This window comes from Paenibacillus sp. ACRRX, assembly GCF_022346885.1.
Classification (GTDB): Bacteria; Bacillota; Bacilli; order Paenibacillales; family Paenibacillaceae; genus Paenibacillus_B.
In genome coordinates this window covers 287,838-314,114 of sequence record NZ_JAKRNK010000006.1, presented here as the reverse complement: position 1 = coordinate 314,114, position 26,277 = coordinate 287,838, and the positions used below count along the sequence as shown (strand labels likewise).

The following is a 26,277-nucleotide window of genomic DNA, read 5'->3' as shown; positions in this document are numbered from 1 at the left end:
AGTAAAGAATGATATCCAGCTTATTGAACGATTAGTCGTTTTAGATGAAGGAATTTATCTTTGCAGTGAATTCTCCTGGGAGCATAACAAATCACACCATTCAATGGAGGATCAACCATGACGAATACAATTTTAATTGTAGAAGACGAGCATATTTTACGCGAAATTATGAAAGATTACTTACTTAACGAAGGATATCATGTTCTAGAAGCGGGCGACGGGAGAGAAGCATTATCAACCTTTCAGAATCATGAGGTGGATCTGCTTATTCTTGATATTATGTTGCCTGAAATAGATGGATGGTCTGTATGTCAACGGATTCGCAAAACATCAAATGTTCCCATTATTATGCTAACCGCTCGTGTTGATGAAGATGATACACTGCTTGGTTTCGAACTTGGAGCAGATGACTATGTGACCAAACCCTATAGTCCTCAAATATTATTGGCACGAGCAAAGAGACTGCTGGAAAACCGACATATGCAAGAACCGGATAGTTCAATCATCTCCAGCAGCGGCATTACGGTCTCCCTATCTTCTCGTACTGTTTCGGTAGATGAGGTTCACATCAGCTTAACTCATACGGAATTTGAAATATTAATTTACTTGATGGAGAATAAAGGAATCATTATCAACCGCGAACAATTGATAACGAAAATATGGGGCTATGACTTCGTAGGCGACGATCGGACGGTCAATAGTCATATCCGCAACCTTCGCCACAAACTAGGGCACAAGGCCAAATGCATTGTTACGGTCGTTCGATCCGGCTATAAATTTGAGGAATTGTCATGAAAAAAGGTATCGTATTCAAATTATTTGTTTTAACAACGGCATTATGTATACTGATCCTCGCCACCATTTTTTTTGGCCAGACCGTATTTTTTAAGCAATATTATGTCCATCAGAAAGTAAAGAATGTAAAAGCGAGCCTTGAAACATTCGCTCAAAACTATGTTAACCAAGATAATCATTCGTTAGACATTGGACGTCTGGAGCAGGAATTTTATAGAGAGCACAATACTTGGGTAACTGTATTAGATGAATTCGGCAATGTAAAAGAGAGCAGTGATGACTCAATTGAAGTTACAATAAATGAAGTCAGTCATGATAATTTCGCTGCCAAAACTATCATAATCCCCTTATATAGCTTTAGTGACTTTGAGGAAATCCGGCAAGGAAACGAATTTCTGCGTAAAGGAAACGACATCGTAATTCAAGGACTTAGAAAAGGGACAGAGGTTATTCCATACATAATCAGCACAGATAACTTTGCTGTTACTTGGGAGAATAATCGGCTTGCAAAAAAGGAACATGAGCTTTTACCAAACGAAAAAGGGTCTGAAGATTTGAATAATACGAAATTTCCAACCCTTTTCTTATTCGGAACCATAACGAAAACGATGTTACCTGCAAAAAATGAAGCTACACGATTTATTTATACGAACCACTTATTCTTGGACAGAATTAAAGCATTTCAAGCGGATTTGCTGTTAAAGAATGAGGAAGAGGCAGCAGCTACATTAGAGGGTACGTACGAAGAGAATGATATTAAATATAAACAGTTTGTTACGGCTATTAAAGACCAAGAGGGGAAGGACGCATATATATTTGCAATGACCTCCCTGCAGCCAGTCGATGAAGCGATTCGGATGATCCAGGATTATTATCTTTATATCATAGTGTTTGTCCTAGTACTTATATTGCTGGCCTCGTTCTATTTTTCCAAGGGTATCGCAAGTCCTTTATTGCGGATCAATCAAATGACAAAGAAAATAACTGAGCTGGATTTTTCTGAAAAGCTCCCCATCACAACAAAAGATGAGATTGGGGATCTCTCGCGTAATATTAATGAATTATCGGACACCTTAAATTCCTATATCCAAAAGCTTCAGCAGGACATTGAAAAAGAAAAGCAGTTGGAGAATACACGAAAGGAATTCATCTCAGGGGTATCGCATGAATTGAAAACCCCTCTGAGTGTCATTCAGAGCTGTCTGTCGATTTTGAAAGACGGCGTGGCCAACCATAAGAGGGATTATTACTTTTCTGCCATGGAAAATGAAGTGAAGCGGATGGATCTTCTCATCGTGGACATGTTGGAATTAGCAAAATATGAATCAGGAACATACAAAATGAAGCTGGACACGTTCAGAATTGATACTGTGATCGAGCAATCTTGTGAAAAGCTGTATAACGACATTGCACACAAGCAATTGAGTTTGAATGTATCGCTAGCTCCGATTGAAGTCGTGGCCAATAAGCTCCGAATCGAGCAAGTTATTGTCAACTTTATCAACAACGCTATTCGATACACACCCGAGGGAAATTCCATTAACATTTCAATGACTGAGGAGCAGGAATCCGTTAAGGTATGCATCGAGAATACAGGCGTCCATATTCCGTCAGTGCAGATCGAGAAAATATGGGATCGCTTTTATCGGGGCGAAGTTTCCCGACATCGCGCTTCCGGAGGAACGGGACTAGGGCTTGCCATTTCCAAAAAGATACTGGAACTGCACGGGGTTTCCTATGGCGCGAACAACACTGTGGACGGTGTACTTTTCTTTTTCTTCCTTGAGAAAAGAAAAATACCTTCTAAATAAACATATATCATTTCTGATTCATTTATAGCTGAGCAGCTCTTGTAAACATCAAGAGCTGCTCTTTTTTATTTAAATTCAACCTCATCTGCACTTTATCTTCATCTTACTTCTTTAAACTATCTATTGTGATGAAGAGAGTAGTCCTATTATCACACATCATTTCATAAAAAAAGTAAGTCACAAGAGAGGAAAATGATTATGAAAAAGTGGATGACCCTATTGATGACAGCGATGATCGCCATGTCCCTGGCAGCTTGTGTAAGTCAAGAGAACGGAACTGCTTCGACAGCAGTAGATAAAGAAGCGACTCCGCAAAAAGAAGCTACAACAGCAATAGCAAAGGAATCTGCACTGAAATCTCTGTTTAATACGAGTGTATTCTATGGAGATTCTATTACCGAGGGATTTAGTTTCCATGATGTACTGGACAAAGCGAACGTATTTGGAGCAGCCGGCAAGACAGCTTTCTTCGCCTTGAAAGGCAATGATGTGGCCGAATTGGCTAAAAGAAATCCGGAACATTTATTTATAGCATTGGGCTCAGATGACATTCTCTGGCCAACAGATAATCCGTTGCAGTTCGGGATCGAGCAATACGGGAAATTGCTCGACAAGATCAAAGAGACGCTGCCGCAAACCAAAATAACGATATTGTCAGTCACTCCAGTAACCAAGAAAGCACTAATAGAAGAGCCGCGTTACTCCAATATTGACGCTTACAATCAACTTTTAAAGGAACTGGCCGGCAAAAAACAAGTGAAGTATGTAAATGTATCATCCGTAGCCCAACAGAATCTAGCCTTATATGATGAGGATGGCATACATTTCAAGGCTGAATTCTATCCGCTTTTGCTCGACTATCTGAAAGGCGAACTGAAATAAGATTCTCATGAAGGAGGTCGCCGAGCTTTGGTATTCAGTAGCCTGATTTTTCTGTATTTGTTTTTGCCTGTAACACTTTTTATCTATTTTATAACACCGAATCGGCTGCGAAATGTAATTTTGATCTTGGCAAGTTTAGTTTTCTATGCGTGGGGAGAGCCAGTTTACATCTTTCTAATGATATTTTCGACCGTGTTTGATTATGCGAATGGACTTCTAATCGATAGATTTCGTAGTCAAAAAAGTATTGCAAGAGCCATCTTGGTTTGCTCCCTCATCGGGAATATAGCAATACTCGGTTTTTTCAAATACTTCGGATTTTTGGTCGAGAATCTTAATTCTTTGTTCAACTTGCATCTAGAAGTAACGTCGCTTCCGCTTCCGATCGGCATTTCCTTCTATACGTTTCAAACCATGTCTTACATTATAGACGTGTACCGCGATAAAGTTCCTGTTCAGAAAAATATCATCTCCTTCGGTACATTTGTAACGATGTTTCCGCAGCTTGTGGCGGGACCGATCATTGCATACGGTGATGTTGCAAAGCAACTCACAAGCCGAAAAATAACACTATCGTTATTTGGGGAAGGAACGCAATTGTTCATTAGTGGTCTGGCGAAAAAGGTGCTGCTTGCGAACAATATCGGCATGCTCTGGTCAAACATTAAAGCTACTCCTGCGGCGGATTTGACCGTAGCAACTTCATGGATTGGCATTATCGCCTTTACCTTGCAAATCTATTTTGATTTTAGTGGATATTCGGATATGGCACGCGGTCTCGGTAAAATGTTAGGCTTCGAGTTTACGAAGAACTTCAATTATCCGTATATCTCAACCAGCGTATCAGAGTTCTGGCGGAGATGGCATATGTCGTTAGGTTCTTGGTTCCGTGAGTACGTATACATTCCGCTAGGCGGAAATAGGGCAGGAATCGTAAAGCAGTTACGCAATTTGTTTGTTGTATGGTTTTTGACCGGATTTTGGCATGGCGCAAGCTGGAATTTCATCATATGGGGTCTTTATTTCGGATGTTTTATTGCGCTTGAAAAGCTCTTCCTATACAAGTGGCTGCAGCATCTCCCTCGCATAGTAGGGCATATCTATACACTCCTGATTGTCGTGATCGGATGGGTATTTTTTGAGCTTGATCAGTTGTCGACAGCGATGGAATTTCTAGGAACAATGTTTAACTTTAGCACACATCAGATTGCTAACGATCATAGCTACTATTATTTATCTACGAATCTTATTGTATTGCTGCTAGCTGCACTATTGGCTACACCACTTCCAAAGAAGGCGATATCAGCATTTAATAACAAGTATCAGATAGGCGGGGCTATTTTCATGTCCATGCTATACGTTATATTTCTGCTTCTTTCGACGGCCTATTTGGTCAATGAAACGTATAATCCCTTCTTGTACTTTAGATTCTAAAAGACGGAACAAAAATGATTAACGGGGAGGTGATTGAGCTTGAATCGTTATGACAAGTTGTCGCAATACGTAATGGCGATATTATTTCTGATCTTTATCGGTCTTATTCTGTTTCTCAATCTGCTGCTGCCTAAGAAGGTATTCTCAGAGTCAGAAAATCGGAAGTTGGAGCAACTGCCAGTGTTTTCGTTTCACAGCTTTATATCTGGAAAGTTCACATCGGACTTTGAGAAGTATATGACGGATCAATTCGTGGCAAAAGAGATATGGGTTGATGTAAAATCCAGTGTGGATCGCGTGATAGGCAAGAAAGAAAGCAATGGTGTGTACCTTGGGAAGGATGGGTATTTACTTCAGAAGTTTGTTGAGCGAAGTGAAAGTGAATTGAAAGAGAAGGTCCAAACGATTAATTCCTTCCACTCCTCAACGCCAGAGCTTACCAAGTATATAATGCTCGTTCCAACTGCTGTCAGTGTGCTGCAAAGCAAGCTTCCGGATTACGTCTCGGGTGATCGTGAACGGGTCTTGCTGAATGACGTAAGAACATCTTTAAATCCAGGCATCCATTATGTCGATGTGTACCCAGTGCTTTCTTCTCGACAAAATGAACCGATTTACTACAAAACGGATCACCATTGGACAAGTAAAGGTGCTTTCTATGCGTACCAGCAGCTAAGCAAGCAGATGGGATTCACTCATAAGAGGGATGAAGACTTCGATATACGAATCTTGACGCATGATTTCTATGGCTCCTTGTATTCGAAGAGTGGATTTCGAAATTTGAGTCCAGACAGTATAGAATTGTATATACCGAAGAATGAATGGGAGTATACCGTCGAATACGTTGAAGAGCAGCAACGCACGGATTCCATGTATGAGTTGGAAAATATGAAGAAAAAGGACAAGTATACCGTATTTTTTAATGGCAACCACCCTCTTATTAAGATTAATACAGGCCATAAGGAAGGGCAGAAGCTGCTTGTGGTCAAGGATTCCTATGCCAATAGCTTTATTCCGTTCCTAACCTCACATTTCAGTGAAATTTATATGGTGGATCTTAGATATTATGAGGGGGATGTTGCATCGCTCGCGCAGCAGCATCAAATCCATGACATGCTGATACTTTATAACATGAATACATTCGTAGAGGATCCATCGATCAACAATTTGACGGATACAAAAGAATAACGGAGAAGGGGAAACAGACCTTATGGAAAGTGATGATAAAATAATCAAACAAAGAATGTGGTTAGCAATGCTTATATTCATTCTTGCAGTTAGTCTAATGATTGGATGTACTTCTAAACAGCCATCTATCAACGTATCAACTGCCAAGATCGAAGAGCAGATCAAGCAGTCTGTCAACTTGGACAAGTTGAAGAAAGGGGATGAGAGTAAGCTGAAAAAGCTATACGGCCTTGACTCTGAACAAGTTGAAGAATTTATTCTCTATACTGCTAAGTCCAACGTCATGGCGGATGAAATTGTTGTAATTAAGGTAACAGACGTAAAGCAAGTAGAAAGTGTCAAGTCAAACATTATAAAACGAATCGACACTCAGTCGGTCAAATTTAAAGACTATCGCCCGAATGAATATGCTCTGCTTGAAAAACACGTAGTAAAGGTGAAGGAACCTTATATTCTGTTTGCGGTCTCTACAGAAATTGATCAGATCGAACTGGCGTTTGACGAGGCGCTAAAATGAATCATCGTCAATAATACGTAGTATTCGATTTCATATACAGTGTGCTATGAATCCTATATGGGGGGAGTACCAAATCGCGGTTAATACAAACTATTGACACGTAAAAAATGGAGTAAAGAGCATAACACCTTGTACATACTCCAAGATGTTATGCTCTTTGATAAAAGTTAATTAAGAGAACCTGGTAAAGTTACAACAGTCATAGGGATAAAATGTACTTTCGCGCCCTTAATCCCTGTAACTTGAAGCTCATTTAAGAATGATTGACCTGGTTGATAAACAGGATCAAGATAGGAGGCCACTGCCTGTGCGCTATCCCGATGTTTTGGTGCTTTATATGAAAATTGTCTATTTATAGTGCTAGATGATGATCCAGATGTAGCACCATTAGCACCATACTTAAAAATAGGGACAATTGCAGTTGTGTCACCTGAAACTTCATTAGTTACAAAAGATAAAACTTGAGTATTGTCATTCTTTGATTTTACCTTAACATACATATAATCAATAGATTGATATTGATTTGTTTGATAGGTGACTTTAACGTTATCAACCGTTGTAGTAGCTTTGAAATTTGCATCACTAATAAAAGATTTCAATGCGTCATAAAATGATATTGCAATACTTACTCCATTAGATACGGTTGATGCCCCTGCTTTACATACAGTAAATATTAATTTTTCGACTGCAACTCCAAAGGAGCTGCTTGTTTGTACAACAGCAGTGGTTGTTCCTTTTAATGATGAAGATTGGCTGTTAGATTCTGCAGTTAGATGTTGTACTTCATATGTAACGCTATTCTTAACCATATCCGCTCGATAACTTTTCCAAACAATATTTTTCTTTTCAGGAGGATTAACGTAAGGAGAAATCAAGTCCGAGTTATTGACACTAGTTAAATTTAAATTAGCTTCAGCTGGAGCATCATTACCAAATCTTTGCTGAACCTCATTAGTGGAAAGAAACTCTACACCTAGACCCTCTAATTTCATTTGATTTTCAGCAAGTTTTTCTCCATGGTCGTTTGATTGTATTAACCTAGATCTCTCTTCATACAATATTTCGATTTTATTAGTTCTTTCAGGATTAACTTCTGTAATTTCATCGTTGTTAATATTGGACAAATTCGTGGTGTAAGAAGCAGCACTTGCAGGAATTGCAACAGACAACATCAGTAGAGCAGTCATGATGTAAATAGCAAGTTTCTTTTTCATTATACAACCTCCTTGAATTTGGTAGTGGAATACAATGTTAATAATAATATAGTAAATTTGGTTTAGTCAATAATAATTAGAAAATTGTACCAGTCCTTGGTGATGAACATGCTTGGAATCCAATGGAAAATCCTTCTCAATGGAAGTTGGTCAAAGCCTTTTATCTGATAATTGTTATGCTTACATTTACTTATAAGAAAGCATATACATTGGGCTTTATTGCTTTCTAAAACGGAAATGATATTAATAATTTATTGCATTAATTAAAATATGTATTATAATTGAATTTGTTATAATTTTACTTGGGTTAAAAAGTGGTATCAGCGAATAATTAGTAGGAAAAGAAATGTTATCCTTACAAAAAAGAAATAGGAGTGAGTATTTTGGGTTGGTTCTCTAGAAAACCTAGTTTCTATGAAGTGAACAAATTATCAGAAAATGAAGAGAAATTGATGTGTTTTGGAAGCGTACTGGTTTCCAATAACCATGTTTATTCGCAAGCAAGCATTTTAAATTTTGAAGAGAAACACAGAGAGACTTATATAAATGGTCTTGCTGAAATGTGGGAAATTGTAGATTCTGCAACTGCAAAAGATACAATAGAATGGTTGCTCAATGAAGGGCATCGTACAAAGTATAATGATATTATTTTAGAAATCATCAAGAGTAAAGGAAGTCCAGAGGGAATTGAACAAGAAATCGTAGATAGTTTTAATGAAGGTTGTAAAACTTTATTTAGCGTTTCTAAAGGAAAAGTTAAATTCACCTCACCAGAGGATATTGTCAACTTTAAGACTATGGAAGCATGGGATTATGAGCGTGTTGGGTTCCTAGCAAGAACTTGTTGCTTTCTTAACTACATTACTAGAGAAGAAGCGATGTCATATTTGCAAACTGTTGCAAAACTGGCAAGCAAAGCTTATCCTGATTGGGAAACTTATATGGTAGGTTTCTTATTGGGGAGAAGTGTGTCATTTTCAAGCGATATATACGGACTCACTTTGAGTGCAGAGCAATTAATAAAAGGGAAAAAATATGTTTTGAACAAGTATCCATTACATACGTTTTAATCTTGATATTTTCATAAATTCACCTCATTTTTAAATGAGGTCTACAAGTGGTATACAAGACCCGACCATTTGCTGTAAAGTTAAAAATTATTAATTGACGCTCAATAGTAGAATTGCCATTAAAGAAGAGACCGTTAAAAGGTCTCTTCTTTGATGAGTCAATCTTCGTTAAAATCCAATACAATAATCCCACCTTTTTACCGTCAAAGAGGACGAAATAACCGAGTTTCAAAACACCTCTTTTATCTGCCCGTCCTGTTTTTGAATTCACGTGGTACATTGCTAACTTGGAGCTGTGACAGTCTATTGTACTTACAGCAAATCATACTTTTTGAGCTATTCTCAGTTCTCCGTATCTACTGTTTAATCTAGCATCTTGTTTAATGAAACTTAACTGCATCTTTCACGTATATCCCATTAGTTTTATTATTTAACAGAGAAAACGATAGAGAAACCTATAGACTATCGGAGAGGTCACGTCTATGTCGGTTTGGAAAAAACGAAAGTGGATTTTATGGTTGTCAGTTGTTGTCCTTATCGTTGCAGTTCCAATAACTATATTCATGCAAATAATCATTCATTCTAATGTACCAGAACTTACAGAAGGAAGCATTGAGCAGCGGTATGCACAGCAAGGAAGCTATCATGTAAAAGTAGAAGAAGTTAAGAGTACGAGCAAAGAGGCTTTATTTAGAATATACTACCCAGCATTTCAGGGAGACGAATCCTATCCTATTATTTCTTGGGGGAATGGAACAGGTGCCACGCCAGATCGTTATGATGAGCTCTTATCGCATCTTGCTAGCTGGGGATTCATTGTAATCGATTCCTATAGCAAAACGACAGGAACAGGCAAAGAAATTGTAGAGGCTATTGATTATTTGAGAAATGAAAACCAACTCACTAACAGCTTGTTTTATCAAAAAATAAAAATAGAACATATTGGTGTAGCTGGACATTCTCAAGGGTCTACTGGCGTCATTAATGCTCATACCAACTATAAAAGTGGATCGTTGATTAAGACGGTTGTATCCATCGCTCTCCCGGATTTGAAGCATTGTGATCCAAAAGATGTGTACGATACAGCACGAATTACCGTTCCTTTCCTCATTTTGGGCGGTACAAGAGATTTTTTAATCTCACCGGTATCAACGAATCAATTAGCCTTGCATAGTGCTAACGCAAGCACGCCTGTTATGATGGGGATGGCAAAAGGTGCAGCTCATACAGCGATTGAAGGTAATGGTGGCAACCATAGGGGTTACTTAACGGCTTGGTTGAGATATCGGCTGCTTGATGATCAGGAAGCCATGAAGGCATTTGATGGGGATTCTTCCGAGATGATGCATAATACAAATTGGGTGGACGTTATACAAGCAAATATGGATGATAATAGATTCGTGCATCAATAACAGAAAAACAGCATGTTTGCCGTTTTTACTGTTAGTATCATCATGTTCTGCAGCCTTTCAGTAGTCAGCTATTTATTCCTCATCCGCCATAACACCCAGCGCTGAACTCTTCTCTTAGAATCGGTCGTTATGGGACGAGACGTAGGCAATATTAGTAAGGGCAATAAGGAAAGAAAACTTTAGCGGGACTTGAAGTTGAATATTATACATTGTTGAGCAGGCTGCTTAAGCCTGCTTATTTTATTGCACTAAAAGAGTGGTTTTTAATTTAATGAAGCAAAATTCTAGGCTTAGGATGTTTAAAGAGTCATAGCTATGCATTGCAGTACCAAATGGATGTTAAATCATAGATAGACGTCCTGTCTCATGTATAAATGTTACGTAAAAAACCAATTTTTAAGATCCTTTTATTCAAAATAGGTTATATATAGAAGGTAGGATTACAACTACAATTATATACAGAGGTGATCATGTTGATAAAACCTAGCAAAATTAGACGATTATTACTTATGACCTTGTTGTCAGTAACCTTGTTTCCAGTAACAGGTTATTCGTCAGCAGAAAATCAGTTAGCTGGTGGTGCGCCCGGAGTAACAGACGTCGTTTATGACGTTGCACTTGAATCAGGGGTAGTATCAAAGGTAGTAAAAGTGTCGACCTCTGCACAGCTAGAGACAGCAATTGATGAGGCAAATCCAGGGACAACCATTGTGTTGGCAAATGGTACATACAAAGGAAGCAAAGCGCTGCAAATCAGTGGTAAACATGGCACAAGTACAAATCCGATTACGATTAAAGCCGCAAACCGTGGGCGAGCGATTATTGCGGGTGCTGACGTGTTACACATTGTCCGTTCATCTCATATTGTCGTTGAAGGACTGAAAATTACGAACACCGGAACTACCACCCGCAGTGCAGCGGTTCAGCTTGACGGTTCGAACCATATCCGATTGACACGCAATATGTTTGCTGTCCCTGCAACTGGAAATAAGATGATCTGGCTGGAGATTAAAGGTGAGAACAGCTCCGACAACCAGATTGATCGCAACGATTTTAACGGGAAAAGCGATCCTGCACCAGTAATTGCTTTTAGTGGATATATAAATGGAGCTGTTAAACAAATTTCTCAGCGTGACGTGATTGAATACAACCATTTCCGTAATGTTAAATTATCAGCAGCAAACGGTAATGAAACGATTCGTCTTGGAGTATCGAAGATTTCCTTATCCGAAGGTCAAAACAAAGTCCAATACAATCTATTCGAGAATTGTGACGGCGATCTAGAGGTTGTGTCAGTAAAATCAGGCAACAATGAGGTTAGGTATAACACATTCATAAATAACCGCGGTGGATTGACAGCCAGACATGGTCACAATAACAAGTTTTACGGCAATTTCTTTTTTGGAGATGGCGTGAAGGAGAAGGTAATGGGCATTCGGATATATGGAAATGATCATAAAATTTATAACAATTATATGGAAGACATAACAGGTGATGCTATATTTCTGGACAGCGGTAAGTATGACGGTGGAAAAGATGGGAAACCAACGAACCCTTCAGATGAAGATTTGAGCTCCCAATGGCGAGTGTATCGTGCAACAGTCGTAAATAACACCATTGTTAACAGTAAAGATGGTATTACGATTGGTTCAACGAATACGTCAAAAAAATACGCCCCGACTGGAAGCTGGGTGGCCAACAATATCGTCGCTAATAAGACGGGCATCTTATATCACGAGTCTAGCAGCACCGACACTATCTTTAAGGGTAACCTCGGCTTTGGTAGCACATTATCCAATGCGTCACGCGGCCCTTCTGAAATATTAGCCATAAATCCCGACTTTACCATTTCTGAAGGCTTGCATAAACTATCTGCCAACAGCCCAGCTATAAATAAAGCAGTAACTGACATCCAACTTGAAAAACGAGTGAAAGTGATAGATGATATGGATGGACAACTACGCTCGAAAACCGATGTAGGAGCTGATGAATTTTCAAATGCTGCTAGTAGTCGCAAACCGCTTAAAGCAGCAGATGTGGGTCCGAATGCACCGGAATAAATGGGATCCATTAATGGGTTTACTATTATAAAAATACAATCATTGTGTCGCTTTTATAAAAATAACGAACCGTTTCCCGAATAAGGAACGGTTTTTTCTATGAATAGCGTGCGGGTAATATCTGTTTTATGAGGGCAATAGTACATATACATTCATACAAGTAGTCCTGACGGCAACATGGGTATAATGTTCCTTGAAATACACAATTACCAGATGTTACATTTTGATGGGGTAGTATAGTCACTACTAATAATGGAAAGAAGGATGACGACATGGGAATGCGCGGATATTACTTTGCTATGGATGACAACATGGTGCAGCAAATCACAGCAGGTGACATTGCATTGAAGAGTTTGAAAATAGACGATTATCCCGGACTGGACATTGATAGATCCTGGGAGGCGATTCACTACTTGCTTTGTGGCGATATTGCTGATGGAGAGCCCCCTCTTGGCTATGTTGTTCCGCTGACGTCTGACAAAGGCATCGATTTCGGCTCATTCGGGGCGTTTTCCTTACGCGCCGAGCAAGTTGCAGAAGCGCTTCTGGCTATGTCTGAGCTGGATGAAGCGCAGCTTCGCTTGCGGTATGATTTCCCGGCCATGGTTAAGGAAGAGGTATATCCGCTTGAACCTGACACTGTTTCAGACGAGGATGAAGATGAATTCTTTGCCTACATGCTTCAGAATTTTAACGAAATCCGGCGTTTCTATAGCCAAACTGTAGCCGAGGGCAAAGGTCTTATTTTCTATATTTTCTGATTCTAATAATTTGATTCATCGTAGAGTCTCCAGGAGCGGATCGTGCAAGGAATCCGGCTGAGTTCATTATAATTGAGATGTATATCTCCGAAGGATGGAATCGAGAGGATAGGTTCAAACCCAACGGAAAAGTTGTTTGTTAAGCTAACAGGACACGTTAGTTAAATGAAACAGCGACAGTCTAGGACTTTATTTTCTGCTGACACCGAGACCACATTAACCGAGACCACATTAGTATTCAAGTAAAAAATTATATTGTGAATGAGATCACAATATAATTTTTAATACATGCTATGTTAGAACTATTAAGAAACGATTAAGTCATCTAAGGAGAGTCTATTATGGCTAAATATGAACAACATAGAAACTTTTTGAAATCGAATTTTCTTGAATTTAAACATATTAAAACAGATAAGCTAAAGGGACTTCCGCAACCACCAATTGTTAAGTCCTATAACTCAACATCACTAATTATTGATTTGCCAGAGATCAGAAAAGATGTTGTAAGTAAAGAAAGCATATATGAATGTATAAATGAAAGAAGAAGTACAAGGTTTTATTCTGATGAATCATTAAGTCTTGAAGAGTTATCATATTTATTATGGGCTACCCAAGGGATAACGAGTATGACGAAGAATGGGTGTACATTGCGAACTGTACCCTGCAGTGGGGCAACACATACATTTGAGACATATTTATTTATTATGCGAGTAGAGGGCTTGCAACAAGGAATTTATAGATACCTTCCCATGGAACACAAGCTCCTGTTTATGTTTGAATTAGATAAAATTGATCAAAAAATTGATGCGATTACTTTGGATCAGCCTTTTGTTCCTAATTTTGTAAAAAAAGCTTCGGTAATGTTTGCATGGAGTACAACACCCTATCGTTCTGAATGGAAGTATGATATTTCAGCTCACAAAAAAATCCTCATCGATGTTGGACATGTAAGCCAAAACCTTTATTTGACTAGTGAATCGATCGGTGCAGGTGCTTGTGCAATTGGAATCTATGATCAAAAATTGGTTGATGATATTTTAGAATTAGACGGTGATGAAGAATTCATCATCTTTATGGGTGCAGTTGGGAAGAAACGAGAATAATACACATATTGATCAAAGATTGGTCGGAAGGGTGCGATGGTAGTGTCAGAAGCATATAAAAGGCTGGCGTCTATATCGCTGCAGGTAATGAAGAGGTTGAACGTATGAAAAACACGTAAGGAGCAAGTGTCGAGAGACACTTGCTCCTTTTTGCCTGAAGAGATTTCACAATTCGGAATTTATTAGAATTAGACCTAAGAAATAATCATCTAACTGAACTACAAAAATTAGCGATGGAAATCGAAGGATTAGAGCGTCTGGATCTTAGATGGAATCTAAAACGGAAAAGATTTATTTAGGCAAACCGAATACCTTAGCTGAGGCAGAACAACAAGTACGGAAATATATCTTGTTTTTAACCAAAGTAGATTTCAGAAAAAATTGAACAACCGTTCCCCGGTGGAATACCGAGATACGGCTGCTGCTTAAACCTGTCTTTTTAGTTCTGTCTACTCAACAGGGGTATGGCCAGCGAATAGTTGGCCTTTTCGTTTCTCTACTTTAAGAACATCCAGTGAGTCTACAACTATATTAGAATACGCGCTGAACCGATAGTACTGCTGAAATACCCGTACCAGCAAAGAAAAACTGCAAGTTGGGTATGGAATACATAAGAATGCTCAATTGATTTCCAATACCTAAAACATAGTAGTTGGACAGGGTAAACGTGGAAAAGTCTACTGCATTCACTATCAGTTCCTGAAACATATCGGCTTGGAGGGTGTTGTTGATGCCGAGTCCCACTCCAACTTGGGAGGGGGCAATGGCGATCGTTCCTACCAAGTTAATATCGACACGATAGGTGCCCGCCTCGGTAATTGTTATGACTTCCGGTGTAGCATAGCTGATATTCAGTGAGGTATTAGACGGCAGGTCCAATGGCACTCTGATCGATGTAGAGGATAGATTCAAAATTCCAACTTCATCAAGTAAAAGTCCTCCAAATGCACTCACGATTTCATCATCTCCCACAAATTGATAAAAGTCCGCAACAAAAGCCAAGCCAGCGGTATTTATGGATCCATTATCCAAGTAATTGCTGACTGAAAAGGAAATAACAAAGCGTACCAGCTGATCAGTCGGAACAGCGGTCAACGTAATTGGAATAGAATAATAGCGAATCTTTTGCCAATTATAAGGATTACTAGTGTCGGTCGTTACACTTGTTACGGGATCAAGTGAACCGTCTAACAAGTTAACGCTTGCATCGGTCGATGGGATTGGGGCAAAGGTTTGTGCATTAACAATATCAATTCTAGCGGTATGAGCATTATCTGCAAATACGGCTAGAAACAGAACAAACTCAGCTTGGGTATTAGCTTCTATCAAGATTGGTGATGTCATGGTGGCAAACCCCAAGCTCTCTCCAGGAATAGGAGTTAAGCTGTTCCATAGAAATTGCGGCTCCGGTACAGAAGAAAATGGTTGTTCAGGAATTATAGTGAATGCTGGAGCATCGTTATTGTCGTTAATATATTTGTTGAGAGAAGGCCAAATGAGAGGAGCATTACCTACATTTACAGCATTAGGTGCGGATCCTGCCAGTAAGCTTGTTATGGCTTGTACTTGAGAGGCTGCGACCACGGTATTGGTAGTCTGACTTGTTAAGCGCTGACGATTAATGATTGTCAATTTTATTCCTCCTATCTACTAAAAAATCTATATATCTTATGCTAGATAGCTAAATTATGTGAATAGTATTGATAAAACAATAGTTGGATGTACGATAAAAAAGGTATACGAAATGTGTCTATTATAGATCCGCTAAACTGCGATAATTTGCAATAGAGCTTGTGAGATCAAAACCTATTATGGAAGGTTATGTTAAATGAAAAGTCAGGGAGAGGGAAGTATCCTGAGAATGCGAAAATGTTGCATTCTTAGGGTGCTTTTTTACATTATTACAATGATAAAGAAAGTATGAATTGAAGAAGCTGCAATTGAAATTTAATTTGATCCGGTTACGAAATCTAAATCTGCAGATACCTCGCATCGTTCACGAAATTCAATAAAATGGGTTTCATTAAAAATATCAGAAACTGTTTTACGAGTCCTCTAATACCGCAAGATCGAATTACACAATTGTAAGGTAGATGTAAGGCAAATCGAAAGCTTAGGCCAGTCTGGCAGGATAAGATTGGAACAAATGAAAAGAGATTTTTTAAAAGGAGAATCGAGATGAGGCTGTATGAACTGTTGCTTTTTTTGTCAAACATCGGCTTGTTTGCATTAACAGTCCTATTAAAAAAAGGTAGGCGCAGATTTCCAGTATTTGTAGCCAGCGGAATCGCCACACTTTTACTGGTCATTCATTGGACAGTGGAAGGATACAGAGTTCAGATATTTTTCCCATACAGCATAACGATGCTGTTTTTAGCCATTTCTGGTTATAGCTATTTTAAAAAAACAGGCCCAAAAAAAATCCCAAGATTCATGTTGGGTTCGGCTTATACCGCTATCGCGATAATGCTGGTCGTAACAGCAGGTCTCATATATGCTTTTCCTGTATTTAAACTGCCTGAACCGACAGGCGAATTTAAGGTAGGGACGCAAATTTTTCATTTCGTGGATACAAAAAGGGAAGAGATTTTCGACGAAGCCAGAGATGGTAAGAGAGAATTGATGGTTCAGGTATGGTATCCAGCTCAAGCTGGCACTGGCAAGTACGCTCCCTTTATTCCCGATACCCAGATTTTGAATTATATGGCCGCGAACTATGGCCTTCCTGGGTTTACTCTTCAACACCTGAAGTACGTATCCAGCAATGCTTATTCAGGGGCCGAGGTCTCTTCGGCTCAGACTTCATACCCGCTGATCCTTGCGAATCCCGGTTTCGGATCTTCCAGGTTCCTCCATACGTCACAAGCCGAAAATCTCGCTAGTCACGGATATATCGTGGCAGTGATCGACCACACCTACAATACATTTGCAACTGAGTTTCCGGACGGTCGAATCACGACCAGCACAACCAACGGCTTATTCTCGCCTGACCATGATTATCGGACGGAAAGCGGTAATCGCGACAAGTTGGGAAAAGTGTTAACCGACGATGTGGCGTTTGCGCTAGACCAATTCGAGCTCATCCAATCGGGTCAGATTCCAAGTCATCTAAAAGGGAGGTTTGATCTCGGTCATGTCGGGGTATTCGGTCATTCCATCGGCGGAGCGACGGCCTACGACGCTGCTTACGATCCGCGAATCACGGTTGGAATCGACTTAGATGGAGCGCTTTATCGACTGCGTGACAGAGAGGGCCTGCGAAAGCCGTTTTTGTTCATGAACTCGGAAAGCGAATTTGATAGATTAAAAATGGTGATGGATAACCGGGTCTACACGGATGCAGAGCTTAACCGTATGGGCAACACAAGAGAGTGGATGAATCAAGTAACGGAATACAAAAAGTTAGAGCTTGAACGGATGCGCGAAACGGTTACCGCAGGGGGACAATTCCTCTATATCGACAATACGGAGCATTTGAATTTTATTGACGTACAGTTCATTTCTCCGCTGTTCAAAATGCTAGGCGTTACAGGAAAGATTGCGCCCGAGAGAGCAAACTCCGTTATCAATGCCTATATACTGGATTTCTTCGATATGTATCTGAAAAATCAGGGTGGAATCTTAATGAAAGGACCGAATAGCCGCTTTCCAGAGGTGAAGTTCGTAACCTCGCTACTATAAATAATGGAACAGGCTACCGATTTTGATATGATCTTCTTCAAATAGAGAGGTTTAGTAATAAACCGCTGCTTGAAGGGGAGTTTTCCTTTGTTTCAGGGCTTCAACCTTAGGATCTCTCCTCTCCACCAGTTGTCTGTCAGCTACGAAGTGACTTGGCTCCTACCTCGACTGGACTCACTCCGGCTGGTTGTGCCTAGCATAGCTAGGTGCGCGTGGACAAATAAAAGATGCTGTCCTTTTGCAATGAGCACGGAAGTTCGGCGAGAGTTAAAGGAGGTTATTCCCTCACAAGTGATTGTGGTCGATCATGTGCGTCACGTGTACATTTCATTCGGCGTCGCTTGTTCTAGCCCTATGCCCGCATCGGTTAGGGCTTTTTGGCGTTCCGCTTTCTCATGAAGATACAACTCACGTCATGTCGGTATCCATATAGTGGTTAAATACTGCCCTAAGAAAATCAGCAATCTCTATCATTCTTACTAAAATGTAAGAGAAGAGGTCAAATCGTTAGATAAGAGTCATTAACTTATAAAGCGTAGTTGTATATAATTCAGACATAAAATGATTTTTATAAAGGGGCAGTCAAAATGAAGAAGTTGATAGTTTTCGTATTGGTTATCGCTATTTTTGCAGGTATCGGGTTCGGCGTAAAACGTTTTGTGGAAGGCCCAACGCAATCGGCTAATGGAATTTTAGTGATCGCTACAGATCAAGAGATGAAGAAAGTCAAAGAGTTGTACAAAGATAGGAGCAAAGAAGTGATCGACTACAAAATGAAGCTGATTACAACAACAATAACTACAAAAATTGCAGAGCAAGATCGGGATGAAGCGGGACAGGAATTTGATACCCGAGATATCAAATATTCAGTTATTACTCGTTCTACAGCTGAGCAGTTCATCAAGAAGGGGATGATTCGAGCTAGACAAGATCCTGAAAGCTCATCTATTATTTCAGATCCAGTTACCGCAATTAAAGAATTATCGAATGGTCAAAATCTGCTCTTCTCTTTAAGTGATTACGAAATAAAGAATAACCAAATCGATTTGAACGGTCAGAAAGTATCCGTACAGTATGTGAAACGTCAGGCTTGGATCGGGTATGACCCTATGGATCTGGTTATTGTTAACGACCAAACTTATAACAACATAAAGGAAGCAGAGTCAACGATCTCATTGATTCATTTCCAAAAAGACAGTTTTGATTATAAAAAGAAAGAAAAAGTGAATAAGATTTTAGATGAAATCAGAAGTGTTTATCCAGATAGCGAAGACAAAGTAAACTTTGTAGATGTAAAAGATTAAGTACATGAATGCATACACATAAGGTTGAACTTTACGTAATGAGTGGGTGAAGATATGGAAGTTGTAAGAATGGAAAATGTAGTGAAAAGTTATGGCGAAGGCAATAACAGGGTTGATGCGTTGAAAGGGATTACGCTCTCGATCCAACAAGGAGAATTTGTCTCCATCGTAGGTGTGTCCGGCTCGGGGAAAAGTACACTGCTGCATATATTAGGAGGGTTGGATCGACCAACTTCAGGACAAGTATTCATCGGGGAAAATAGTATTTACGATTATTCGGACGATGAGCTTTCCATATTCAGAAGAAGAAAAGTCGGATTTATTTTTCAATTCTTTAATTTGATTCCGGTATTGAATGTCCAGGAGAATATCGCATTGCCTATGCTATTAGATGAGGAACAGGTAGATATGACGTATCTCGATGAAATTATTGAAACCCTGGGGCTTCATGACCGAAAGACTCATCTGCCTTCCGAATTATCTGGCGGCCAACAGCAACGGGTCTCCATTGGCAGGGCGCTAATTAATCGTCCTCATTTGATACTGGCCGATGAACCTACAGGTAACCTAGATACGAAAAATACAAAGGAAGTCATGGATTTATTACGATTGACAGCCAAGAAATACAATCAAACTATTGTGTTGATTACGCATGATTTATCGATTGCATCGGCTTCCGACCGGGTGATAACGATTGAAGACGGTAGTATCATTTCAGATCAACGGCTAACTGTGAATAAGGCTTAGACTGGGGGAGAATGAAGTTGATCAGCAGTTACAAACAACTTAGCAGCCGGTATCTAAAAGGGAATATCAAGCGTACCATTTTGACCTTAGTCGGAATCGTACTCTCAGTAGCGTTAATATCCACGATCTGTCTGTTTATGAAGGGATCACAGCTCTCCCAAATTGAAAACATCAAAAAGCTAAATGGGTTTTCGTTTCATGTCGGCATCTCCAATTACGATGAAGCGATACTGAATAAGATCAGATACAATCCCCAAATCGCATCGTATGGATTGATGTCTCAGGGCAAGAACATCCCGGTTGGGGACGTTTCAGTACAAATGAATTTCGCCGATCATCGTGCGTTGGAATTTTTACCTTATAGCCTTTTGGATGGCCAACTACCTGCCAATGAGCATGAGGCAGCGGTCGATTCATGGACGCTTCCTTATATCAATAAAGATCTTAAGCTCGGAGAATCCTTTCAATTGGATGGAGAAACCTATAAACTGGTTGGGTTACTAGACAATCGCGAGTTTACACAGAAAAGTAAAGTTGGACGATTATTAACCTATAAACGTGATTTTGACATTGGGGAAGGTCGGATATTATTCGAAATCAACCAGACAGCGAACTTTAACGAAGTGTTAGATGAAGTCAAATTACTTACTGGTAATGAAAATATTGTTATCAATGAAGAATTGATACGAGTGTTGAAGCCACAGTCGAATCGCTCGATTTTGGCCATGCTCGTCATCGTCATCAGTATAGTCGTGGTCGCGACAGCTGTCGTCATCTATAACGCCTTTCAAATCAGCGTCGTTGAACGGATGAAGCAGTTCGGGTTATTGAGAAGCATCGGAGCTACGCGCAAGCAGATTCGACACATTGTCATGAGGGAGGCTGCTGTGCTGGCTGTTATCGCGATTCCGATTGGAATTGTATGCAGCATATTAGCTCTTGCAGCTCTGCAGTTTATTTTCTTCATTATATTAGAGGACGGTGCAAGTGTCTCGTTCTTTCACATTGATTGGCAAATCGTATTGATCAGCTCGATCATTACGCTGGCAGCTGTATTAGCATCCAGTTATTATCCGGCTTTCTTTGCAGGCAGAATATCTCCCCTGCTGGCAATCAGCAGTAGATTATCCATAAGGAAAGAATCGATCAAAAAACAAAAAAATACCGTGCTGAAAAAGCCGATATCTTTTCCATTGAGCCTGGCCATGAAAAATGTAAAAAGAAATAAAAATCGATATAACATTACGATCTTATCGATCATTATAAGTAGTGTTTTGTTTATTACGTTCTCATCGATCATGAATATCGCATTTGCATCCAAATATGTGAATAAAGAGTCCACGAAATCGGATCTAACCATCTACCTGCAACAAGATCATCATGATTCTTCCGTAGACCGTCATGCCATTTTAGAACAGTTGAAGTCGCTTAGTAATGTATCTGAAGTTAGCCAACAGGACGCTAGTTTTCGAATCAACTTAAAGGATGTGGATCAATCTAGCGCGGCAGTTGCGGACATCCAGCAGACCGTTGGAACCAAGTACTCGATTACAATCGTTAATTATCTGGACGAGAATAAAATAAGGAAAGAATCAGAGCTTGTGATTAAAGTGCTCGTATATGGTTTTATTGCGGTTATTTCTCTGATTGGCAGTGTTAATATCATCAATACGATTACGATCAGCATCATCATCAGACGTAAAGAACTGGCTGCGTTAAAATCAATTGGTATGTCACAAAAAGGTTTGAAAAAAATGATTATCTATGAAGCATTGATATACGGTGTGTCTGGGAGCTTACAAGGGATCTTTTTCGGATGTATACTTTCCTATATAATATATGTGGCAGCTTCTGGTGTCTTGAAGCTTGAGTGGACGATTCCTTATATAGCTTGTATCATTACGTTTGCTGCCGCTTTAATCATCAGTTATGTATCTGTTCTGATTCCGCTGCGCAAAATCCAAAAAGATAATATTATTGATGTGATCAGGGAAGAATAATAACGAGGGCCTGGCTATGTGTATAGTCAGGCTATTCTGATTTGTTGGCCTATGGCCGAAATTGAAAGAGGAGAAGGGGGCCACACGTTGAGTAACATATTGCTGGTTGAAGATGATGAAGCTCTTGGGCTAGCCATCGAATTTTCATTGAAAAATGAGGGGTATGAGGTAATTAGAGCCTCTAGTGTCAAAGAAGCGAAGCATCAGTATGATCATCATACTTTTGATTTAATTATTCTAGATATTGGCCTTCCAGATGGAAATGGCTATGATTTATGTGTGCATTTCAAAAAACATAGCGATACATCGGTTGTATTCTTATCCGCCCTGGATGAAGAAGCAAATGTGGTCATGGGACTGGATATAGGAGGGGATGATTATATCACGAAGCCTTTTCGCGTGAAGGAACTGATGTCCAGAGTGAAAGTGCAATTACGCAAGCAAGCGCTGCTGAAAACTACTTCGATGATCCTTACATCTGAAAATATTAAAATCGATATGAACCTAGTCAAGGTGTACAAAAATCAAGAGAGCGTTCCAGTAACGAATTCAGAATATAAGCTTCTCCTAGCTTTCATGATGAACGCCCACAAAGCATTGAAACGAGATGAACTCCTGCTAAATATGACGGACGGAGATGAAGTTTTTTTTGATGAAAATACGTTATCTGTATACATTAGGCGTTTAAGAGACAAGGTTGAAGATGATCCCCAAAATCCGCAGTTTATCGTCACGCAAAGAGGATTGGGCTATCGCTGGAATAAGGATGTGAGCAGAGAGTAAGATGATGAAAAATACCGAGTTGAAAGGCTACATAGCGATATTGGCCGTTCTGTTAACGTTATTTACCGTTTATCAATTGATTACCCAACAACTGTTCAACTATCAATTGAAAAGCGATTCCATTACAACTTGGGGGGAAATCACCGCAAGATTGGTCGAACATAACCCTGAGAACGAAGCGGAAATTATGAAAGTCTTAACAAGCCATTCCTCTGATTCAATTCCGTATCAGGAAAAAGGGAGAGCGATCTTAAGGCAGTATGGATTATATGAGGGACTGGAGTCGCAGCTTTTTCCTCTATTAAATAACCATATCGCTAGCCATAATCAGTTTATGTATTGGGGATTGGTTTGTTTCGGATGTGTACTGATTCTGGCAAGCTACATGCAGTATAAGATGATTTTCCAGAAAATTAGACAGCTTACCTCGGCAGCCAAAAAAATCATCGATGGGGATTATTCAGTTGTCATCAATGAAAACAAAGAAGGGGATCTCGCTAAGCTGGTGGTTTCCTTTCGTTCGATGAAACATATTATTCGAAAAAGCATGCAGGATTTGCGTGAAGAGAGAGAATTTTTAGTACAAATGCTGCAGGATATATCCCATCAATTAAAAACGCCGCTTTCTACGATATCCATCTACAATGAGATGATGCTGAATGAAAGCTTGCCGCGCCAGCAGCAAGTTCAGCTGCTGCAAAATAACGATGTGCAAATCTCTAGAATGCATCTCTTGATTCAAAATTTGTTGAAGGTAGCGAAAATAGATGCAAGAGCCATTTCATTTGAGAAAGAACCGGCCAATTTGGTTGAGTCCGTTGAGGATGCTATAGATCGCTTGGAGAACATGATTACTGATCGGAATATATTGATTGACTGGAATGGCCCGAAGGAAGTAGTCGTTGCACACGATAAACTATGGATGCAAGAAGCATTATTGAACCTGCTGAAGAATGCGATTGAGCACTCCGATCCCGGCGATAAGATCAAGATTACAATCGAAGATACACCAATTTATACGGAGTTGGTGATTCAAGACTTTGGGGAAGGAATTGCTGCTGAGGAATTGCCGCATATTTTTGAGAGATTCTATAAAGCAAGCGGTTCTAAAAAGCATGAATCGGTAGGAATTGGCTTGGCATTAGCCAAATCCATTATCGAAGCGCATCAAGCTTTGATTAAGGTGGAAAGTGAAAGATATGCCTATACCAAATTTACGGTTACCTTCATAAAGTTTTAAGTGCAGAAGAAAATGAGCAGCAGTTCTGGGCAGCTATGTCCCGTGCTGCTTTTTTATTTTTAATTTTTTGGATCAAAACATATACGAGATTCCTACGATTTAGTGAGATTAAGTTTCCAATTGTAAGGGAAGAGCCATTCATTTATCCAAAGGGAACACATAAGTTATCTTTAATAGTTACCTGAGAGCGAAGGCTAACGATTATCAGGAATTTTCTTACAAGAGGGATTATGAAGGATAGTTTATAAGTATGGTATATAATACCATGTAGATTTGCTAAGATAGATGAAGCAGGTCCTAGATTTGCCTGAAAGACAAAAAGTTAAATTGTTGAGCTGGAAGGTGGGAAATAGGTGGGAGAAGGTAAAAGAAGGAAGCGGATGTACCTGGTGTTTTTCAGTGTGTTGCTTATTTTTATTATTGCAGGGTATTCAACATCACAAGAGACTCTTCAACCTGGGAGAGAGAAGAAGCAAGATTTTGATCAAGGAAGTGGGATGAAATTTTCCAGCCTTTCTGAACAAAAAATCGTGGATTTGGCTAAGGTCAGTAAGGTATGGGGAATGGTGAAATATTACCATCCTAAGGTTGTATCTGGGGATATAAATTGGGATTATGAACTATTTCGGGTGATGCCTTCTATTTTAGAAGACAATTCAGATGTAAACTCAATTCTCTATAAGTGGGTTCATTCATTAGGTAATGGGACCGTTCCCAGGGATCTAGAGCAGCTATACCAGTTTTCCAAAAATTCTATACAGCTCAGTCCAACTACAGATTGGGGTAAGGACGAGGAATATCTCGGTACAGATCTGAGCCTTGAATTATCAAAGCTTTTGGATTCAAATATTTCAGAACGAGAAAATGCATATGTTATTTTTAAGGGTAATTCACCCTTTCCGATTATGGATAATGAAAACCCTTATTATAGTATGAAATTTGATGATGCAGGCTACAGATTACTTGGATTATTCCGTTATTGGAATATTATCGAATATTATTATCCTTATAAAGATGTTATCGGAGAGGATTGGGATCGAGTGCTTCTGGAGTTTATCCCTAAAATAATAGATGGGTCTGATTATGATTCCTATTTCATGACCTTATCGGAACTGACAACTAGAATACATGATTCTCATGCCTATTTGGTGGGCAAAAATAAAGAGTCAATTACTGATTATTTTGGAAAATATCAGTTTCCCGTAAACTTTACTGAAATTAACAATCAGATTGTTATAAGTAAAGTAATTAACAAATGTGGACTTGAAGTCGGAGACATTATATTAAAAGTTGGGGACAATAGTATAGATCAATTATTAGAAGAAAGAAGAAAATACATCTCACAGTCTCGAGAAGACACGGCTACTTTTTTCTTTCTTGCATTATTGCGAGCTCATCAGAAGAATACGGACGTTACCATAATCCGACAGGGAAAAACGATGGATGTAAGTGTGACGGGTTCTCGACAAGTGATTAATTTCCTTGTTGATACAAAATCTCAAGCAATTGAGAACGGGGAAATTTACTATATCAATGCCGGTCTGTTGGGAAAAGGTGAGATTGATGCAATCATGAAGGAATGGTGGAACACTAAAGGTCTGATTGTTGATCTTAGAAATTACCCTTCTAGCGAACTTACCTATACATTAGCCCAGTATCTGATCCCTTCTGAAAAAGAGTTTGCCAAAGTGTCATTACCTAATCGTGCAATACCGGGTGAATTTAATTATATTGAGACTCTTGTCTCAGGGAAGCCTCAAGATACAAATGACGCGGTTTATAAAGGGAAAGTAGTGATTTTAATCAATGAACAAACTATTAGTAGCGGTGAGTTTACAACGATGTCGCTTAGAAATACAGAAAATTCAATAGTTCTTGGGAGGCCAACTGCCGGAGCTGATGGTAATGTAGTTAAATTTACTTTTCCAGGAAATATAAAAACTGCAATAAGTGGAATCGGTGTATTTGATCCTGAGAATAAACCAACGCAAAGAATAGGAGTGCAGCCTGATATTCTTCTTGATCCAACCATTGAAGGCATTATAGAAGGCAGAGACGAGTATGTTGAGAGAGCTGTTGAATTAATTAAAGATGGCTATTAAACGATCTCTTAACGCATCGCTTAGCCATTGGTAGTTATTTAGTTCGTTTGCTTGCTTGGATTAGTTAGATGTTGTCTTTTGTGGCTTATATTGAGCTACTGTATAAGTAGAGACTAGGCCTTTGTGCTGCATGATTCGGCTGATTCAACGCCTAGATACGATCATGCCTCGCT

Annotated in this window: 20 protein-coding genes; 18 read left to right on the top strand and 2 right to left on the bottom strand. The window is 39.4% G+C overall.

Annotated elements, in window-relative coordinates; genetic code table 11:
- Positions 1–117: 117 nt before the first annotated feature.
- The 6 genes from MH117_RS18930 to MH117_RS18905 all read left to right on the top strand — a co-directional run bounded on the left by MH117_RS18930 (position 118) and on the right by MH117_RS18905 (position 6,627).
- Positions 118–795, top strand: coding sequence for a response regulator transcription factor (locus tag MH117_RS18930; protein ID WP_239331288.1), 678 nt, complete (start codon positions 118–120; stop codon positions 793–795).
- Entirely contained in the window at positions 792–2,606 is a 1,815-nt protein-coding gene (locus tag MH117_RS18925) for a sensor histidine kinase (protein ID WP_239331286.1), read from the top strand. The genes MH117_RS18930 and MH117_RS18925 overlap by 4 nt, the downstream gene beginning before the upstream one ends.
- A 198-nt stretch (positions 2,607–2,804) precedes the next feature.
- Positions 2,805–3,488, top strand: a complete 684-nt coding sequence (locus MH117_RS18920; RefSeq protein WP_343224472.1) for a GDSL-type esterase/lipase family protein — start codon at positions 2,805–2,807, stop codon at positions 3,486–3,488.
- A gap of 27 nt (positions 3,489–3,515) precedes the next feature.
- Positions 3,516–4,922: an MBOAT family O-acyltransferase gene (locus MH117_RS18915; RefSeq protein WP_239331282.1), complete on the top strand. Its 1,407-nt coding sequence runs from the start codon at positions 3,516–3,518 to the stop codon at positions 4,920–4,922.
- 39 nt (positions 4,923–4,961) lie between these two features.
- Positions 4,962–6,110, top strand: a complete 1,149-nt coding sequence (locus MH117_RS18910; protein WP_239331280.1) for a DHHW family protein — start codon at positions 4,962–4,964, stop codon at positions 6,108–6,110.
- A 22-nt stretch (positions 6,111–6,132) separates the two neighbouring features.
- Positions 6,133–6,627, top strand: coding sequence for a DUF4358 domain-containing protein (locus MH117_RS18905; protein WP_239331278.1), 495 nt, complete (start codon positions 6,133–6,135; stop codon positions 6,625–6,627).
- 167 nt (positions 6,628–6,794) lie between these two features.
- Here the strand turns inward: MH117_RS18905 and MH117_RS18900 are convergent, their stop codons facing one another.
- Positions 6,795–7,841 carry a hypothetical protein gene (locus MH117_RS18900; RefSeq protein WP_239331276.1) on the bottom strand — a complete coding sequence of 349 codons (1,047 nt, stop codon included), beginning with the start codon at positions 7,839–7,841 and terminating at the stop codon, positions 6,795–6,797.
- Between the two features lie 383 nt (positions 7,842–8,224).
- On the opposite strand from MH117_RS18900, the gene MH117_RS18895 reads away from it, so the two are divergent.
- The 5 genes from MH117_RS18895 (at position 8,225) to MH117_RS18875 (ending at position 14,247) form a co-directional block, all read left to right on the top strand.
- Entirely contained in the window at positions 8,225–8,911 is a 687-nt protein-coding gene (locus MH117_RS18895; RefSeq protein WP_239331274.1) for a DUF1266 domain-containing protein, read from the top strand.
- Between the two features lie 482 nt (positions 8,912–9,393).
- Positions 9,394–10,323 carry a poly(ethylene terephthalate) hydrolase family protein gene (locus MH117_RS18890; protein WP_239331272.1) on the top strand — a complete coding sequence of 310 codons (930 nt, stop codon included), beginning with the start codon at positions 9,394–9,396 and terminating at the stop codon, positions 10,321–10,323.
- A 470-nt stretch (positions 10,324–10,793) separates the two neighbouring features.
- Entirely contained in the window at positions 10,794–12,383 is a 1,590-nt protein-coding gene (locus MH117_RS18885) for a polysaccharide lyase 6 family protein (RefSeq protein ID WP_239331270.1), read from the top strand.
- 272 nt (positions 12,384–12,655) lie between these two features.
- Positions 12,656–13,144, top strand: coding sequence for a YfbM family protein (locus MH117_RS18880; RefSeq protein ID WP_239331268.1), 489 nt, complete (start codon positions 12,656–12,658; stop codon positions 13,142–13,144).
- Between the two features lie 341 nt (positions 13,145–13,485).
- On the top strand, positions 13,486–14,247 hold the full coding sequence (locus MH117_RS18875) for a SagB/ThcOx family dehydrogenase (protein ID WP_239331266.1): 762 nt from the start codon (positions 13,486–13,488) through the stop codon (positions 14,245–14,247).
- A 531-nt stretch (positions 14,248–14,778) separates the two neighbouring features.
- Here the strand turns inward: MH117_RS18875 and MH117_RS18870 are convergent.
- Complete coding sequence (locus MH117_RS18870) at positions 14,779–15,879, bottom strand: hypothetical protein (protein ID WP_239331264.1); 1,101 nt, start codon at positions 15,877–15,879, stop codon at positions 14,779–14,781.
- A gap of 546 nt (positions 15,880–16,425) precedes the next feature.
- Between MH117_RS18870 and MH117_RS18865 the strand changes: the two genes are divergently transcribed.
- The 7 genes from MH117_RS18865 (at position 16,426) to MH117_RS18835 (ending at position 26,104) form a co-directional block, all read left to right on the top strand.
- Positions 16,426–17,928, top strand: a complete 1,503-nt coding sequence (locus tag MH117_RS18865) for an alpha/beta hydrolase family protein (protein WP_239331262.1) — start codon at positions 16,426–16,428, stop codon at positions 17,926–17,928.
- A gap of 587 nt (positions 17,929–18,515) precedes the next feature.
- Positions 18,516–19,232, top strand: coding sequence for a lipoprotein BA_5634 family protein (locus MH117_RS18860; RefSeq protein ID WP_239331260.1), 717 nt, complete (start codon positions 18,516–18,518; stop codon positions 19,230–19,232).
- Positions 19,233–19,286: 54 nt separating this feature from the next.
- Entirely contained in the window at positions 19,287–19,979 is a 693-nt protein-coding gene (locus tag MH117_RS18855) for an ABC transporter ATP-binding protein (RefSeq protein WP_239331370.1), read from the top strand.
- A 17-nt stretch (positions 19,980–19,996) separates the two neighbouring features.
- Positions 19,997–21,979, top strand: a complete 1,983-nt coding sequence (locus MH117_RS18850; protein ID WP_239331258.1) for an ABC transporter permease — start codon at positions 19,997–19,999, stop codon at positions 21,977–21,979.
- A gap of 87 nt (positions 21,980–22,066) precedes the next feature.
- A complete protein-coding gene (locus MH117_RS18845) occupies positions 22,067–22,762 on the top strand; it encodes a response regulator transcription factor (protein ID WP_239331256.1) in 696 nt (231 codons plus the stop codon).
- Positions 22,763–22,766: 4 nt separating this feature from the next.
- Positions 22,767–24,002, top strand: a complete 1,236-nt coding sequence (locus MH117_RS18840) for a HAMP domain-containing sensor histidine kinase (RefSeq protein ID WP_239331368.1) — start codon at positions 22,767–22,769, stop codon at positions 24,000–24,002.
- A gap of 353 nt (positions 24,003–24,355) precedes the next feature.
- On the top strand, positions 24,356–26,104 hold the full coding sequence (locus MH117_RS18835; protein WP_239331253.1) for a S41 family peptidase: 1,749 nt from the start codon (positions 24,356–24,358) through the stop codon (positions 26,102–26,104).
- Positions 26,105–26,277 lie beyond the last annotated feature (173 nt).